The 16,065-nt window shown below is 31.2% G+C and carries 14 protein-coding genes and 2 pseudogenes; 15 read left to right on the forward strand and 1 reads right to left on the reverse strand.

The genetic code is table 11. The features are described 5' to 3' along the window. The first annotated feature begins 492 nt into the window (after nt 1-492). From J6L95_RS05200 to J6L95_RS05210, 3 genes are read left to right on the forward strand one after another with little or no spacing between them, the layout of a single operon-like run. A complete protein-coding gene (locus J6L95_RS05200) occupies nt 493-1,350 on the forward strand; it encodes an ABC transporter ATP-binding protein (protein WP_287458400.1) in 858 nt (285 codons plus the stop codon). Then, on the forward strand, nt 1,331-1,984 hold the full coding sequence (locus J6L95_RS05205) for an ABC-2 transporter permease (protein WP_287458401.1): 654 nt from the start codon (nt 1,331-1,333) through the stop codon (nt 1,982-1,984). The genes J6L95_RS05200 and J6L95_RS05205 overlap by 20 nt, the downstream gene beginning before the upstream one ends. Before the next feature lie 10 nt (nt 1,985-1,994). Then, nucleotides 1,995-2,159, forward strand: coding sequence for a hypothetical protein (locus tag J6L95_RS05210; RefSeq protein ID WP_287458402.1), 165 nt, complete (start codon nt 1,995-1,997; stop codon nt 2,157-2,159). A gap of 232 nt (nt 2,160-2,391) precedes the next feature. Here the strand turns inward: J6L95_RS05210 and J6L95_RS05215 are convergent, their stop codons facing one another. Next, nucleotides 2,392-2,901, reverse strand: a complete 510-nt coding sequence (locus tag J6L95_RS05215; protein ID WP_287458403.1) for a helix-turn-helix domain-containing protein — start codon at nt 2,899-2,901, stop codon at nt 2,392-2,394. A gap of 683 nt (nt 2,902-3,584) precedes the next feature. Between J6L95_RS05215 and J6L95_RS05220 the strand changes: the two genes are divergently transcribed. The 12 genes and pseudogenes from J6L95_RS05220 to J6L95_RS05275 form a co-directional block, all read left to right on the forward strand. Beyond that, nucleotides 3,585-4,178, forward strand: coding sequence for a type IV toxin-antitoxin system AbiEi family antitoxin domain-containing protein (locus J6L95_RS05220; RefSeq protein ID WP_287458404.1), 594 nt, complete (start codon nt 3,585-3,587; stop codon nt 4,176-4,178). 210 nt (nt 4,179-4,388) lie between these two features. After that, complete coding sequence (locus J6L95_RS05225) at nt 4,389-4,937, forward strand: hypothetical protein (RefSeq protein ID WP_287458405.1); 549 nt, start codon at nt 4,389-4,391, stop codon at nt 4,935-4,937. 12 nt (nt 4,938-4,949) lie between these two features. Next, nucleotides 4,950-6,362 carry a hypothetical protein gene (locus J6L95_RS05230; protein ID WP_287458406.1) on the forward strand — a complete coding sequence of 471 codons (1,413 nt, stop codon included), beginning with the start codon at nt 4,950-4,952 and terminating at the stop codon, nt 6,360-6,362. Nucleotides 6,363-6,519: 157 nt separating this feature from the next. After that, on the forward strand, nt 6,520-6,906 hold the full coding sequence (locus J6L95_RS05235) for an acyltransferase family protein (RefSeq protein ID WP_287458407.1): 387 nt from the start codon (nt 6,520-6,522) through the stop codon (nt 6,904-6,906). 103 nt (nt 6,907-7,009) lie between these two features. Beyond that, nucleotides 7,010-7,614, forward strand: a pseudogene (locus tag J6L95_RS05240) (IS607 family transposase). Nucleotides 7,615-7,651: 37 nt separating this feature from the next. Further along, complete coding sequence (locus J6L95_RS05245) at nt 7,652-8,830, forward strand: RNA-guided endonuclease InsQ/TnpB family protein (RefSeq protein WP_241431830.1); 1,179 nt, start codon at nt 7,652-7,654, stop codon at nt 8,828-8,830. Between the two features lie 691 nt (nt 8,831-9,521). Then, complete coding sequence (locus J6L95_RS05250) at nt 9,522-10,778, forward strand: AAA family ATPase (protein ID WP_029070994.1); 1,257 nt, start codon at nt 9,522-9,524, stop codon at nt 10,776-10,778. A gap of 1 nt (nt 10,779) precedes the next feature. Further along, a complete protein-coding gene (locus J6L95_RS05255; protein ID WP_074687277.1) occupies nt 10,780-11,442 on the forward strand; it encodes an RloB family protein in 663 nt (220 codons plus the stop codon). Nucleotides 11,443-12,131: 689 nt separating this feature from the next. After that, nucleotides 12,132-13,097: a choloylglycine hydrolase gene (bsh, locus tag J6L95_RS05260; protein ID WP_029070992.1), complete on the forward strand. Its 966-nt coding sequence runs from the start codon at nt 12,132-12,134 to the stop codon at nt 13,095-13,097. Between the two features lie 424 nt (nt 13,098-13,521). After that, nucleotides 13,522-13,887, forward strand: a complete 366-nt coding sequence (locus J6L95_RS05265; RefSeq protein WP_031589838.1) for a hypothetical protein — start codon at nt 13,522-13,524, stop codon at nt 13,885-13,887. Between the two features lie 442 nt (nt 13,888-14,329). Next, nucleotides 14,330-15,175 carry a hypothetical protein gene (locus tag J6L95_RS05270; RefSeq protein ID WP_287458408.1) on the forward strand — a complete coding sequence of 282 codons (846 nt, stop codon included), beginning with the start codon at nt 14,330-14,332 and terminating at the stop codon, nt 15,173-15,175. Between the two features lie 390 nt (nt 15,176-15,565). Then, nucleotides 15,566-16,065: pseudogene (locus J6L95_RS05275) on the forward strand (hypothetical protein); the annotation flags it as partial.

The following is a 16,065-nucleotide window of genomic DNA, read 5'->3' on the forward strand; positions in this document are numbered from 1 at the left end:
AGTAAATTAGTACGAATAATTTATAGCATGTGCAAAACTGGTGAGTTATACCAGTACAACAAATAACAACAAGATTATACACCTAAACCACCCTGAAAAAAAGCGCTTTTTCTTCAGGGATTTTCAGCGTGCAATAAAAACCATGAAAAATTACTGATAATTTTATTAAATTTTTACTTGATTTCTATTATCCAATTTTTTTATCATCCCCCAATAATATATATTTCTAAAAATATATTGATATAATAGATACTAGAGTACATGACTCAAAGTATACATAAGATAATTAATAATAGGAGGTGTTCTGTAGCAACAAATTAACATACTTAACTCAGTAGTTTAGACAATTATATTGTAATGGATTTACTATCTATTAAGCTAAAGAAAGTCAATGTATCTAAAAGGATAAAACATATTGTTCACGTTAATCATATTAAATAGAAATAGTTTAACGATTGTAAATATGATATTGCAATCTTAGCGAGGTATAAAATGAATACAAAACCAGTAATAGAAGTGCTAAACATAAGTAAGAAGTACGAAGATTTTCAACTACAGATTAACAATTTAAAAATTAATGAAGGTCTTATAGTTGGTTTAATAGGTGAAAATGGAGCAGGGAAGTCTACCTTCTTGAATCTACTGTTAAATCAAATAAAAAGTGAATCAGGTAGTATTAAAATATTAGGACTAGATTATTCTAAAGATGAATATCGAATAAAACTTAACTTAGGTATAATCTTAGAACAAAATTATTTTCCTGATTCATTCTCAGTTCTACAGATTGAAAAGATGCTAGAGGGTATTTATCCCAATTGGGATAAAGAACTGTATCATTATTTAATTGATCATTTTGCTTTGCCTACTAATAAGGCTATTAGGAATTTCTCAAGAGGAATGCTAGTGAAACTAAATTTTGCTTCAGCATTGTCTCATCATCCTCATCTTTTAATTGCGGATGAAGCAACAAGTGGTCTAGATCCTATTGTAAGAAAAGAGATTTTATCTTTGTTAAAGGGGTTTGTAAAAGAAAATCAAATGACAGTATTGTTGTCGTCTCATATCTTAAGTGATCTAGAAAGGGTTGCTGATTATTTTGTTTTTATTGAAAAGGGTAATATTTTATTAAAAGGTGAAAGAAGTGAATTACTTAATCGTTATGTAATTAAGTCTGATATTAGTGGTTTATCTTTGAATAATATTAAATATAAATTATACCAAGATAACACTGTTCAATATCTTGTTGATATATCACAAGAAGAAAATGAAAATACTCATTATGCTTCACTAGAAGAAATATTGTTATTTTTAGCAAAGGGAGTGAAGATAGATGATCGGACTTCTTTATAAAGATTTTCAGCTTATCTTAAATAAAGTAGGTGTAGTAAACAGGATACTCATTGCACTTGTATTGCTACTGGTAACAATTTTTGGTAGAGAGTCTGGCACGATATTTCTATCGGTAATGATTCCAATTGGATTAGCATCTATTCCAACTGGTTTATTAGTTGCTGATGATGAAAATGGCTGGAATAGATATGTTGGTGTTTTCCCAATTACTAAAAAGAACATAGTTCTAGCTAGATATATTTTCTGTATTTCTTTGATTGTATTTGTTAGTCTTATTACTTTCATTTTAAGTGTTGTTACAGCTCTTATTTTTCAGCAATTCAGTCTACAGATACATATATCTATTTCAATGGTTGGTTTATTGATTGGTATTATGTACGTCATATTCTTACTCCCGGCAGTTTATGCTTTTGGTTCATTTGGGAGTACAATTGTAAATATATTGGTTTTAGCTCTCATCATGGGAATGGTCTATATTCTACAGAAAACAGCTTTAGGTCTAATGTTTGTTTCTTGGATCAGTCATGCGAATGTTTTGTTATTGATTGTTATAAGCTGTATTATAATTGCATTTATATCAGTCATTTCTATGATCATTTCTACAAAATTATATTCCAATACTTTTAACAGATAGGAGTAATAATATGAACTATAAAGTGTATCATCTAATAGCAGTCGTATTAGCAGTCATTTCAATTGTACTTGCGGTAGTATTACTAATCTGGGGAGAAAAGGGAACAGTCTTTTTTGCAATCATTCCCGTTCTTATTGCGGGAGCAATAGAACGAATGGGGAAGAAAACAAAATAGTAAGATTACTGACTACACAGAGTGAATAGTTCACCGCGGCTATGCGCGGCAAACGATTACAGCCACACCTACCATTAGGTGTGGCTGCTTTTTTATATGGAACATAACCTATCTGAAAATCAGCAAGTATCTCATACTGAAAAACGATATAAAGGAAGTGATCAATACAATTCTTTCTATATTGCATACATAAGAATAGAGTGGTTGATTACTTGATAGAACTCAGATTCCATTATTTAAGAAGTAGTTCAATCATGCGGTAAATGAAATAGAGAAATATTAATAATAATGGCCAACATCGAGCTGAAAATTCATAAAAATTGTTAATTTTAGAAGGGGTGTATTTAGGGTATTGACGTTCATACAAACCTGTATTTGGATTATATAGAAATGCCGATTTGTCTACACAGTTTTCTGTTTCTTCCTTGCCTAAGATAAGACAATCCAGACTCACATCAAATATCTCTGCTAATTTAATTACATTGTCTAAATCTGGTTTCCCTTCTCCTTTTTCCCATTTTGAGACAGCTTGGCGGGAAAGAAAGAGTTGTTTAGCTAGGGCTTCCTGCGAAAGTCCGCGCTCAGCTCGGAGTTTTTTTAATTGGTTAGGGAATTGTAGCATCGTAATTCCTCCTTTCTTTTTCATACTTAATGATAAAGCATCTGTAAGGTTTTTGCTAGCAACTATAAGTTCAAAGTAAGTTAAAGTTGCGCAACCAGCTCTTGTTTTTTCGGTTGACATAGATGTTTTATCACACACAAGGAAGATGTAGACATTTTAGTCTACGTTACATCATGAATATAGTTATTTATTTTTGCTAAATATTACGGTACAGTGTTACACTATGTTAATGATTGATAATAACACTTGAAGAAGTAAAATATATAAGAAGAAATATTTTTAGTTGCATATTCAGGATGAATAATAGTATTCAAACACTATGTAATGTAAAAAGTGATTCTTTATTGGAAAGAATTATATGTCCTTGAAAAAAATAGGAGACGTATCCTTTAGTTAGCATGATCAATGAGTATTTCAGTAAATTCAGCGACAGCATTTTAGTCGTAGAACGACACTTTTAATTGGCACAAAGCTAGTGATGATTTGATCATCACTAGCTCTTTTTATACAAGTTTTTTTTTCTTACTCTCATTGATTGCCCTTACTACAGCTGGTGTAGGTGGAAGTGTTCTTGTTTTGTTTATTTCTTATATATAGATGTTTTACAACAGGAAGAAGAATAGTTTTATAAAGAAGATGTAGATATTTAGGTCGTCTTACAGCATGAACATATTTTTTTAATGATGAATATTATGTCGTAGCATTACACTATTTTCTTGTTAAACATTCTATTTTATTGCTTTAATCTTTTGTTTACTCTTTCGCTACAATTTTATAAAATTATAGCGAAAGAGGTTAATTACATGGATGGAAAAATGATTCTTGATAAATTACTTGAAGAAAAAAATGGGTATATTAGGTTAATAGATGCTCTAAATGAGGGAGTATCAAAATATATGGTTTTAAATTATATTCGTCGAAATGAAATGGAAAAAGTAGCCCCTGGTGTATATATTTCATCTGATGCATGGGAAGATAAATTATATTTATTACAGCTTCGAAATAGGAAGATTATTTTTTCTCATGAGTCTGCTTTATATATACATAATCTTTCTGATAGAGAACCGTTTTCACCAGTAATTACAGTTGGACGTGGATATAATGCAAAGCATCTAAAAGATAATAGTGTTGTGGTACATACAGTGAGACCTGAATGGCTGGAACTTGGATTGGCTCAGGGACAGACTTTTACCGGTAATACAGTACGAATCTACGATAAAGAGCGTTGTATCTGCGATATTATCAAGAATAAGAATAATATGGATATTCAAGTCTTTCAAACAGCATTGACAACGTATTTCTCTGATAGTGAAAAAAACATTCATAATCTTATGAAATATGCAGATATTATGGGCATTTCGGATAAGGTAAGACAATATACAGAGGTGTTATTATAATTAAAAGTGCTATGACTAATGGTGTCATTCTTACACTTAGACTGAAAAGAGGAATCGGGTAAAACGATTCCTTTTTTATTGAAATTTTTTTGAGAAGAAAGCAAAATTATTTTTAGTGGGACACAAAAGTGGGTCATTAGTGATGTTATTATCTAGTAGGAATCAAAAGAAAGCCATTCTTAAAAGTATTTTAGAAGGAGAGACATAAACATGGGAGAATATGTAAAAAACAAAAAAGAAATGAAATTTAAAAATCAAGAATCATTAAAGGCAGTCGAAAGCGTTATTGTAGAAGCAAATGAAGCCTTACATGATAAAGGAAGAAATCTAACCAATTCACCATTTAGTGAAACCATTGCTGGTGCACTAGGAGTAGGAGCAGGAGGAGTACTAGGATTTGCAGGATTATATTTTGGAGGAACTGTCGGTCTAAGTGCGGCAGGTATTACAAGTGGGTTAGCTACAGCAGGAGGACTCATCGGAGGAGGTATGGCTGCCGGTATCGCTGTATTAGCTGCTCCGGCTGTTGTTCTTGGTACTGGTGCAGCTTTGGCTACATCCCGTGTCAAAAACAAAAAATTACGTGAAGCAAAAGAATTAGTATATAAAGAAGCATTAGCTAAACAAACAGCTATTTGCAAAGCTCTTAAAGAAGAAGCTGATGCTGATAAGGAAAGATTTGATTACTTAAACGGACTTAACCTTATGTTAAAAGCAGCCATCAAAGATTTACAGCATGATTTAGGAGTAGAAGCTTAAGGAGAAATTGATATGGGACAATTTCATTATTCTAAAGAAGAATTAGACATCAATAAGGTCTTAAAAATGAATCTAGATGCTTCTAGTGACTTGCTTAATGATCCAATAATGAAAGCTATTAGAAATCAATCAGATGAAAACATAACATCATCACAGAAACTATTGTGTTCATTAAATAAGAAAAAAGAAGTAGACGATCTATCTAAAAAAATAAAGGAGAAAACAAGAAAACTCGAACATTCTCCAAAATTAGAATCATGGGAAGAAATTGTAGAACAAGCTCATTCAAAATACACAGATGTCGTTGAAATCGAAGATTTCATGACACCTGATGAAATCCAATCAGCATTTGATGAATTAGATGAAATAAATGAAAAATTCTCTAAGAAAACATCAATTGCTAATAAAACAGATTTACAATTATTAGCAGTTGCGATTGCATTACAGGTTACTAAAGCATTATTATTCCCATATATTGCTAATAAGTTTGAATATGGAAAAAGCTCTGATCCAAAGGATAGACTTGATCATAATGACAAATCAATACAAAAAGCACATCGAGAAGCAAATGATAAGTACAGAGATAAGAAATTAAAGAAGAATGATGCAGGTAAGTGGATAGAAATACTATATCAAACAGTTCCTTATGATATTACCAAAGGATCTGCTAAGCAGGGAATCCATATGGAAGGAAGATATCATAGACTCCATACATTAGGACATGATCCTATCCTTGGCTGGATTTTTGGAACAGCGAACATACTTACTGACTGTATTACTTTCGATAATTTGCAAACAAATAGAATTATCAGACATGATCCAAAAACACATGCCAAAAATATGAAAATTACACATGAAATTGTTCCCTTATCAAAGATGTTCCAAGAATCTTATGATATAACAATGGAAAATAAACTTAATCTTGCGGCTGCTATATTTGCACAATCACAACACCTAAAGTCTGACAAGAATACCAAATTAGGGTTGCCTGTTCCAGTGCTGGAGGTTTTTAATAAAGAACTTGCAAGTAAATTATACAGAGAACATTATGATGCATTGTGCTTTTCAAGAGATGTTAAAATTGTGGGTACATCTGCCGCTGCATCACGTTTTTTTGATATGATCATCGCTTTTATACACGGATTGTATAGAAAGCCTGATGAAGATGAGGATCTATACAAAGTTAGAACCCGTAAGATATTATTAATCTCTAACTCTATTGCATCAACAAGCTCTATTATTAATGCTGCTATAACAAAAAATCCTAAATCGCTAGATATAGGCGGTTTACTAAATACAGTTTCACATTTGTTCCTGGATATAAGATTTATCACTAAAATCAAGCAAGAATTTGTAGAAAATGAAATCAGTGAAAGACTTCAAAAAGAATTAGATGAAATTGATCAATTGTATGATTCAATGTAATAGCTGTATATTTAATCAGAAAGAACTGATATCAATAGTTTGTATCAGTTCTTTTATAATATATCCCCAAACATCCACTAAAATTAGATTTCAAATAAATAATATAGTAGAATAAAACAAGGACAATTTCTTTAGAAGGGCAACCGGAGGAAAAAACATGAATGCAAAACGATATAACTCCATAGATCTATGGAAACTCATTATGGCATTTTGTGTGGTAGCCCTACACACAATAAAATTAGAACAATCAAAACTAATTATTATTAATGAACTATACGATAGCTTTGTAAACATGGCAGTCCCATTCTTCTTTATAGCCTCAGGCTTCTTATTAGCTAAAAAACTACAGTTACCACTACATAAAGAAGAAAACATAGACATAATTAAAAACTATCTAATAAGAATAGTGAAACTCTACTTAATATGGAATATCATCTATCTTCCACTTGCAATAATTGGCTTTATCTTAGATAAAAGTACTCCATTAATGTCCATATATCTCTATCTAAGAGGACTATTCCTAGTAGGACAACAATATACTTGATTGATATATTAAATAATATTCATTATTATTAAAGTGTTTTAATAATATATATTGATATTGTTCTTTTCTGGCTATATGATTTAGTCAGAAAGGTAGTGATATTATGACTGCAAAAGAGGTTCTTAGAATTCTCCAAATTACTCGCCCTACACTCAGTAAGTATGTAAAAGAGGGTAGATTGAAAGTGACCGTCAAAGGTAATGGTAGATATGATTATGATGCTGATAGTGTCTACAAGATGCTAAACAAAGACATTGAACGCAAGACTTATCTTTATGCCAGAGTATCTACTCCAAAGCAAAAAAAGACTTGGAAAACCAAGTTCAGCTGCTCAAAAATTTCTGTTTTCAGAACGGTTACACAATCAATGGGATCTATCAGGATGTTGCTAGTGGTATAAGTTTTGACAAGCGTAAACAGTTCTTTGATATGCTTGACGAAATACTTGCAGGCAGGGTCAACAAGGTGATTATTACCTATAAGGACAGACTTTCAAGGGTTGGCTTCGAGCTGTTTACTTATCTATTTAAGAAATACGGATGTGAAATCGTTGTAATTAGCGAGATTGGTTCCGAGAAGCTTGATAGCCAAGAGATATTCGAAGAAATTATTAGCTTACTTCACTGCTACTCAATGAAATTATACAGTAGCAGAAAAACTAAAAAGATTAAGGAGATTTTAGAGGAAGATGATAGTTCAGAGAGTTGAAAAACACCTGATAAAACAGAATAACTCATACTATCCAATGTTCTGTGATTTCGCTCACAAATCAAAGAACCTCTACAATCATGCAAATTATTTGGTAAGAAGTGAATTCATTAAAAATGATAAGTGGCTTCGTTATAGCGAGATGGATAAAATTCTCAAAGCGGATTTAGAGTTTGATGATTATAAACAGATGCCAACAGCCCAGTCTGCTCAACAGACTCTTAGACTACTTGAGAAGGATTGGAAGTCATTCTTTGCTGCTATAAAGGACAGGTCTAAAAACAAAGACAAGTATTTAGGCAGGCCAAAGCTCCCCAAGTATAAGCCTAAGGATGGAAAACACATTCTCATTCTTACCAATCAAAATGTTAAATTAAAGGGAGACTCTTTAGTTTTTCCTAAAACATTCAAGGGGTTCACGTTGAGACCGCAATTTGTCAGCAAGGACAATTTTATATCGTTTCAGCAGGTAAGATTTATACCTGGCTATAATTCTTTCACAGTAGAGCTTGTGTATAACATTGAAGTTCCTAATGCAGCTTTGCCTGATAATGGAAGGTATTTGAGTGTAGATATTGGTTTAGATAACTTAGCAACTGTTGTAAACAACGTTGGCTTAAAGCCGATTGTAATCAATGGTAAAGGTCTGAAATCAATGAATAAATACTATAACAAACAAATATCTCATTACCGCGAAGTGGCTAAAAGAATAAATGGTAGAGACTATACAAGCCGAATGGATAGACTTACCTGTAAGAGAAACCATAAGATTGATGATTATATGCATAAAGCTAGTAAATTTCTAATAGATTATGCTGTTGTTAATAATTTCAATACTATTGTAATTGGCAATAATAAAGAATGGAAGCAGGAATCATCAATGAGCAAACGAGTTAATCAGTCTTTTGTTGGAATTCCTCACATGAGATTTATTCAGATGGTTCAATACAAGGCTCAGACTGCAGGATTGAATGTTATTCTTACAGAGGAAAGTTATACAAGTGGTACAAGCTTCTTGGATAACGAAGAACCAATCAAAGCAAACTATAATAAAGTCAGACGAGTTAAACGAGGCTTATTTGTGAGCAATAATGGCACAAAAATCAACGCCGATGTGAATGGTGCTTATCAGATAATGAAGAAAGTATTCCCTAATGTAACATCTGATGGGATACAGGGTGTAGCGTTACATCCAGTTAGAGTAAGTGTTGCGTAAGCAATACTGACTAATAAACGTTTTATATTATAGATTTTTAACGTTAGTTAATAATCACGAATAAAACGATAACGTGGAGTATCTATTACAAGTTAATCTATAACCATAAAACATTTGGATTAGATTCCTTCTTTGTAACAGCAATCATAAGCAGTATGATTGCCATTGTGTATCTTCTTTTAAAGAAGATATATAAAGGTAAAGTAACATGAAAACATTAGACTTTCTTTAAGCAGATTGTTCTGTCGTATGTTTTTATTGTTATCAGTGCACAAGTAGCACCGTATGATTCATTAAATATTTTGTAGGTGGCGTGGTCAGTTTCACTGATGCCACACTAACAATCGTTTAAAGGACACCCGCTTAAAACGGGTGTCCTTTTGTGTTTAATGAATAAAAAACAAAACGCCCTCAAGTGTGCATGTGTTTCCACAGAGGCCTGAGGGAGAAGTTGTCTATATAGTATCATATTTTTATTTTAGGTCAACATAAAAAAGTAGTAATCCTAAATGAAAAATCTGACTGAAAGTCTTCTACTGATATAATGAGGATTACTCTCAATAGAATGAATTATTTATAAATATATATTTAGTAATATCTATATTAATGAGAGAAATTCTCATTTAGTATTTAATGTGAGAAAAGAGACGTATATAATAGTATATAAGAATATAAGATGGGGTGAAGTATCATGTTAATACAGTTTAATTTCAAAAACTATAAGTCGTTTCGGGACGAAACAACTTTAGATCTATCTGCTACAAATATTACTGAGTTCTCTGAAAGAGTTGTAAAAGTAAATGGAGAAAAGATTCTTCCAGTAGCGGCAATCTATGGCGCAAATGCTAGTGGTAAATCTAATGTGTATAGCGCATTTGCATTCATGTCAAAGTATGTCTTAAATTCATTTAATTATGGTGATGATAGAAAAGAATATGATGAAGTACGTCCTTCTCCATTTTTATTTGATAGTAAATCAGAAGCAGAGGATACAACTTTTGAAGTGTATTTTACTCTTCCAAAAGATCAATCAGAATATGTATATAATTATGGATTCTGTCTTGGTATAGAAGGTGTTACTGAAGAATGGCTGAATTATAGGGTAGCTAACTCTGAAAAATCTAAAACTATATTTTATCGTGATAAAGACACACTTGATTTATCAGGTATCTCAAAAAAGAGTCGTGATAATATTAAGATTGCTTTAGAGCAACAAGTTCTAGTAGCATCATTAGGAGCTAAGCTAAAAATTAATGAATGTAAAATGGTACGTGATTGGTTTAAAGAAAATGAATTTGCGGATTTTGGTAATGCGGTTAGTAATTTCTTCTTATCAAGAATGTTGCCGTCTGGTTTTGTAGAAGATGCGAGTGTACAAGATGATGTAGTAAATTTCTTTTCTTCATTCGATGATCAAATTAAAGGATTTGAAGTTAATAAAATACCATCTCCTGATAATGATAAGGCAGAAAGATATACTATTGATGCATTACATAAAAAACTCAATTCAGAAGAATTGGCAAAGATTCCTTTATCTTCTGAATCTGCAGGAACATTAAAGATGTTCGCTCTTTATTCTGAATTACAGTCTGTATTGAAAAAAGGAAGTATATTATTTGTAGATGAATTAAATGCTAGATTACATCCATTGTTAGTTAGAAATATCATTCTAACATTTTATAATCCGAAGGTTAATGTGAATAATGCACAATTGATTTTTACTACACATGATACTTGGCAGTTATCAAATCAACTTTTACGTAGAGATGAAATCTGGTTTACTGAAAAAGATAAGAACGGTGTTTCTACGCTTTACTCTTTAGTAGATTTTGTGGATGAGAAAGGTACACGTATTAGAAAAGATGAAAGCTATGAGAAGAATTATCTTTTAGGTAAATATGGTGCTATTCCTACATTGAACAATATTGGTCTATTAGAGGAGAATTAATATGACACGAAAAGAAAGAAATGGGAAACGAAAATCTCGTCGTATTAATAGTAGAATTCCGTCATTAGGATATTATTTGATTGTAACTGATACAAATGCTACTGAACGAAATTATTTTATTGGCCTTCGAAATGCTTTGCCTGAGGGGATGAGAAATAAATTGATTATCCATGTTGAAAAAGCAAAAAAGACAGACCAGCTTATTAAAAAGTGTGTTGAATTATTTTCTAATGATCCGCAATATCGTATACCGTGGATTGTGTTTGATCGTGATCAGGTAACAAGATTCGATAACATCATTGTAGATGCAAAAAAAAGAGGAATACATGTTGGGTGGTCTAATCCTTGCTTTGAAGTTTGGATGTATGGTTATTTTGGGAAAATTCCTCAAATGGTTGATTCACAAGAATGTTGTAGGAAGTTTGGTGAAAAATACAAGCAGAAAACAGGACAAGAATATTCTAAAGCTAATAAAGAAATATATGAGCTATTAACAAAGAATGGGGATGAAAAAAGTGCTGTAGAGATTGCTAGAAATAGATATGAAGTTTCTATTCAATATGGAAAAAGAAAACCTTCAGATATGCATCTTTGTACAACTGTTTATGAACTTGTTGGCGAAATAGTCCAAAAAGCATCAGCATACAAAAACAAATTGATATAATTTATTGAAAAGTAGAATATAAATATAACATACCTTACACAGTCTTCTTCTAATGTTTTTAATTTGAGGATTAATCTTAAGAGTCAAGGACTTATAGTTAGAGTTATTGTTTAAAGAACACCTGCTGTGTATAGCGGGTGTTCTTTTTGTAAAGCCGTATTACAAAATATGATAGAGATCTTTTGTAATAAGATTAAGAGATAAGAGTGTTGAGTCTTTATTACTCTTGAAAAAAATAAAGAATTATTTATGTCTGGAGAATAACATAAAAAAAGCTATGATGGATGAAAAAAACATGACAGTCTAAGACTGCCATGTTTTTATTTTCAATTCGAAAATATATTAAATTTCATAATAATTTCTATTATACTATATATAATAGAAAAATATTACAACAGACATAAATTCTGATAAACGAATTTACACAAAAAATTTTACACTATGCACTAAAGAACATTGAAAAAGTTTTTCTTCTATAGACAAATCTTAAATTGTTTTATCGTATCTACTCATAAAAAATACTTTAATATCATATTAATAGAGCTTCGTATTCAAATGGATAGATAACTTTTGTTGCAATGCCCCTAATTTAGCACTCCAGGTTGGAGTGCTTTTTTATTCAAATCGTCACAAATTTTAAAAAAACGTCACATAAAGGTTATAATATTAATTAAGAAGGAGGTGTACATATGTGTACAGTAATTACATATCATTCAGGAAATCACTATTTTGGTAGAAATCTAGATTTAGATTACTCTTATAATGAGACTGTAGTCATCATGCCTCGCCATTATAATTTTATTATGAGAAAGATGAAAGCTATTGAATCTCATTATGCTATTATAGGAATGGCTACAGTAGTAGGTAATTATCCACTATTCTATGATGCAACTAATGAAGAAGGATTATCCATGGCAGGACTTAATTTCCCAGATTACAGTTATCTAAATCCATATAATGAATCAAAAGATAATGTTACTTCATTTGAATTCATACCTTATATCCTATCAACATGTAAGAATGTTAAAGAAGCAAGAGTTAAACTAAAAACTATTAATCTCTATGATGAACCATTCTCTAAAGAATATCCTAATTCTACTTTACATTGGATGATTGCGGATAAGGAAGAAGCTATCGTAGTAGAATCAATGAAAGATGGTTTACATATCTATGATAATCCAGTAGGTGTTATGACAAATAATCCTCCATTTAACATCATGAACTTCGCCTTAAATGATTATGCATCATTATCCCCAAAACAACCAGAAAACACATTTGGAACATCCTTACATCTTTACTCTAGAGGAATGGGAGGATTAGGATTACCTGGTGATCTATCTAGTAAATCTCGTTTTATTAAAGTAGCTTATACTAAACTAAATTCTAAATCAAAAGAAGATGAAAACAGTGCTGTTCATCAGTTTTTCAAGATATTAGGATCCGTTGAGCAACAATACGGTCTATGTGAAGTAACACCCGGTGCTTATGAATATACAATCTACTCATCATGTGTAAACATAGAAGAAGGTATCTACTACTATACAACTTATAATAATAGTCATATTCATGGAGTGAATATGCATCACACTGATCTAGATGCATCTACACTAACTATACATAAACTCATTAAAGATGAACCATTGGATATTATCTAGTATATATTTCTTAGAAGAGGATTGTCGTATTATCATATTGTCGTATGATGGGTGATGAATCAAACTTTGGTCAGGGAGATTCATCACTCTTTTTCTTTCTGAAGGATTGGTATGATACTATTGTACCCCATGCCTTTCCCGCAAATCAAAAAAGAGCGGGTACTGGAAAAGATTTCCAGAAACCCGCTGAAAGTAACAGAAAGATGATTTCCCGCATTTTGGAAGATCATCCACATAAAGTGAGGGTGCTTTTCAACTAGAATCAATCTACTACAATAGTGAATACGAGCTAGCAAATAACATGCATGAGTTTACAACTCATGTTTTAAAATAGTTAAATAGTGGTGATAAACAGGGCAAAATTGCATTACTGATATGTATATGCTAACATCTTCTTAAACTATATAAGATGGAGGAATGATTAATGAATAAATACTATGCCTCTACAAAAGAAGAAATCATTAATAAATCATTGAACTTATTAACACGTATTCATATAAAACATCTATTTACTCATCAAGGAGAAATACAAATTACAGATAAATCAATCATATTAAAAGATTGGAAAACAATAGAATGGAATGATATTAAAAAAGTAGATATGGAAAATGATGAAATCGTTTCATCTAAAATGTTTGCGACACAATCTCGTTTATTTTTTATGAAGTCTTCAAAGCCTATTAGACTCATCTTAAATAATAATGAAGTTATCTACTTATATGTAAATTGGAATTTCGCTACAGGTTTAAGTGATAATAAAAAGATATATGAAAGAATAAAAAATAATTAGCTAACCATGGGTTTCTGGATTAATCTTATTTAGATAAAATATAGATTAATAACATCTTTAACAATCTTTTATAAATAATAATATGAATACGTGATTTTATGGATATCTATAATGATGAAGGATGCTATTTCCCAAAAAATGAAAAAATAATTTTGTCAAATAGAACTTTACAAAGTTAATCAATGGTGATATATATAAGTTAACGAAAACATTAGGCTTTCCTTGAGTCGATTGTCTTGTTGTTATGGTTTCGTTGTCGTCGGTTCACATAGTGAATACGGGGCTAGCACCGTATCCCCTGGTTTGCTCAACCAAGACCTTGGAGGGGACTCATTAAATTTCCTATAGGTGGAGTGGTCGATTATATTGATGCACTCGCTAGCAATCATTTTAGGGACACTGGTTTTAATAAACTAGTGTCCTTTTGTTTAGGAGATTTCTTATGTTGGATGTATATGAATATATTTTAAGATGTATTGATAATAGAGCTATACCAAGTGATGAAAAAATTACACTTAAATCATATTGTGATTTTTATGAAAAAGAGATAGAGCATCATGTTTTTGAAGTTGAATTTAAGAATGGTAAGAAAATATACATAAAAAATGAAGCTAAAAACATTGCTCATATCATGGGCATACATGCATTTTATGATCGACGTTTTAAAGATAAAGCATTGAGATTTGGTGGGGCATTTACTGGAATAGATGCATATAAGAATATGAAAAAGGGGAAAATTACCCTCAATTATTTAAAAAAATCAAAGCGTGGGGAAGCATGGAATGATGATACAAAAAGGATTAGAGTACTTAGTTTTCCATTTATGATGAAAGCTTTAAGAGAGGGAGAATGGTATAATTTTGATATTAATAAATTCAAGGGTAATACTAAACTTAATCCAAAGATAATTGTTGCTTATCGTTTGCAAAAATATATACTAAATTTTTGTATTTCGGATTCAAATGATGATAATTATTTTTGTATTTCAAACATTATTGCTTTTAAGAATGATAATCCACGTGTAAAAAATCAGGATCTTTTGGAACTGGATCGTGTGATTGAATTAGATTCAAAAGGGAAAGTAATAAGCTGTGTTTGTCAAAATAGACTTTATAGAAATTATCTTCGAAAGCCAAAAAAAGTTGAACATGTGACAGTTAATGAAAAAAAGCATGAAGAGCTTATTTCTAAGAAATGCTTTGTAAATACAAACAAAATCGCTCATGACGAATATGAGGTCATTTATCTAAAATTAGATACTAATACGAAAAAGTTTATTGAGAAATAAGCTTTTTCTTTGTTTCTATAAAAAAATATAAAAGACCACTTTTCACATAACAAACAAATATAGGTTTTAAGGAGCCTCTCAAAACATTTTCACTTAACTATTTGTTATGCACACAAAGGAGAAAGTTGAGGATTGAATTATGAGCACTGTAAAACCTAGAAAAGATTCTTTAGTTGATTTCATTGAAAGATTTTCCAAGGAAGATAAACAAATCAATTTCTTTTTGAATCTGAAATGGCCTAATGGCTTTTCCTGTGATAAATGTGACTGTCATGACTACTACCTGGTCAAAAGAAAGAATGTCAAGAATGGATATCTGCTTATCGCAAGGATTGTGGGCATCAGCACTCACTTCTGGCCCATACTATTTTTCAGGATTCAAATCTTCCTTTGATCAAGATACTGATTGGCTTATATGTTTTCTTTAGCTCCAATAATGGGGTAAACGGTAATCAATTAGCCAATTATATGGATGTCAATGTTCAGACAGCTCAAAAATTCAGAAAAAAATGCCGGATTTTGATGGCTGAAAGCAACAATTCAAAAAAACTGCATAATTCACTTTATGAAATCGATATACTTGAAATAGGCGGACATCATGATAGAAAACGTGGGAAAGGTCCTGAAAACAGGCATCCCACGCTTTTGATATTGTCTACATCTGAAGATAATGAATATCCTCAGTATATCAAGCTTCATGCTTTGCCTGATTATAGAGGAGAACCTACTGAAAGCTATCTTAAAGAAAAATGCATATTCAAAGGATCAACAGTTATTAATTGCGATGGTGATAGAGCTTTTTTCCGCCTGGAAAAATTAACACAGTTAGAAAACAGTGTAGTAGACTATACAGATGAAAACCATAAATTAACATGGCTAAATACATTTGC

Source organism: Kandleria sp., from assembly GCF_017934775.1.
In the GTDB taxonomy this organism is placed as follows: Bacteria; Bacillota_I; Bacilli_A; order Erysipelotrichales; family Coprobacillaceae; genus Kandleria; species Kandleria vitulina.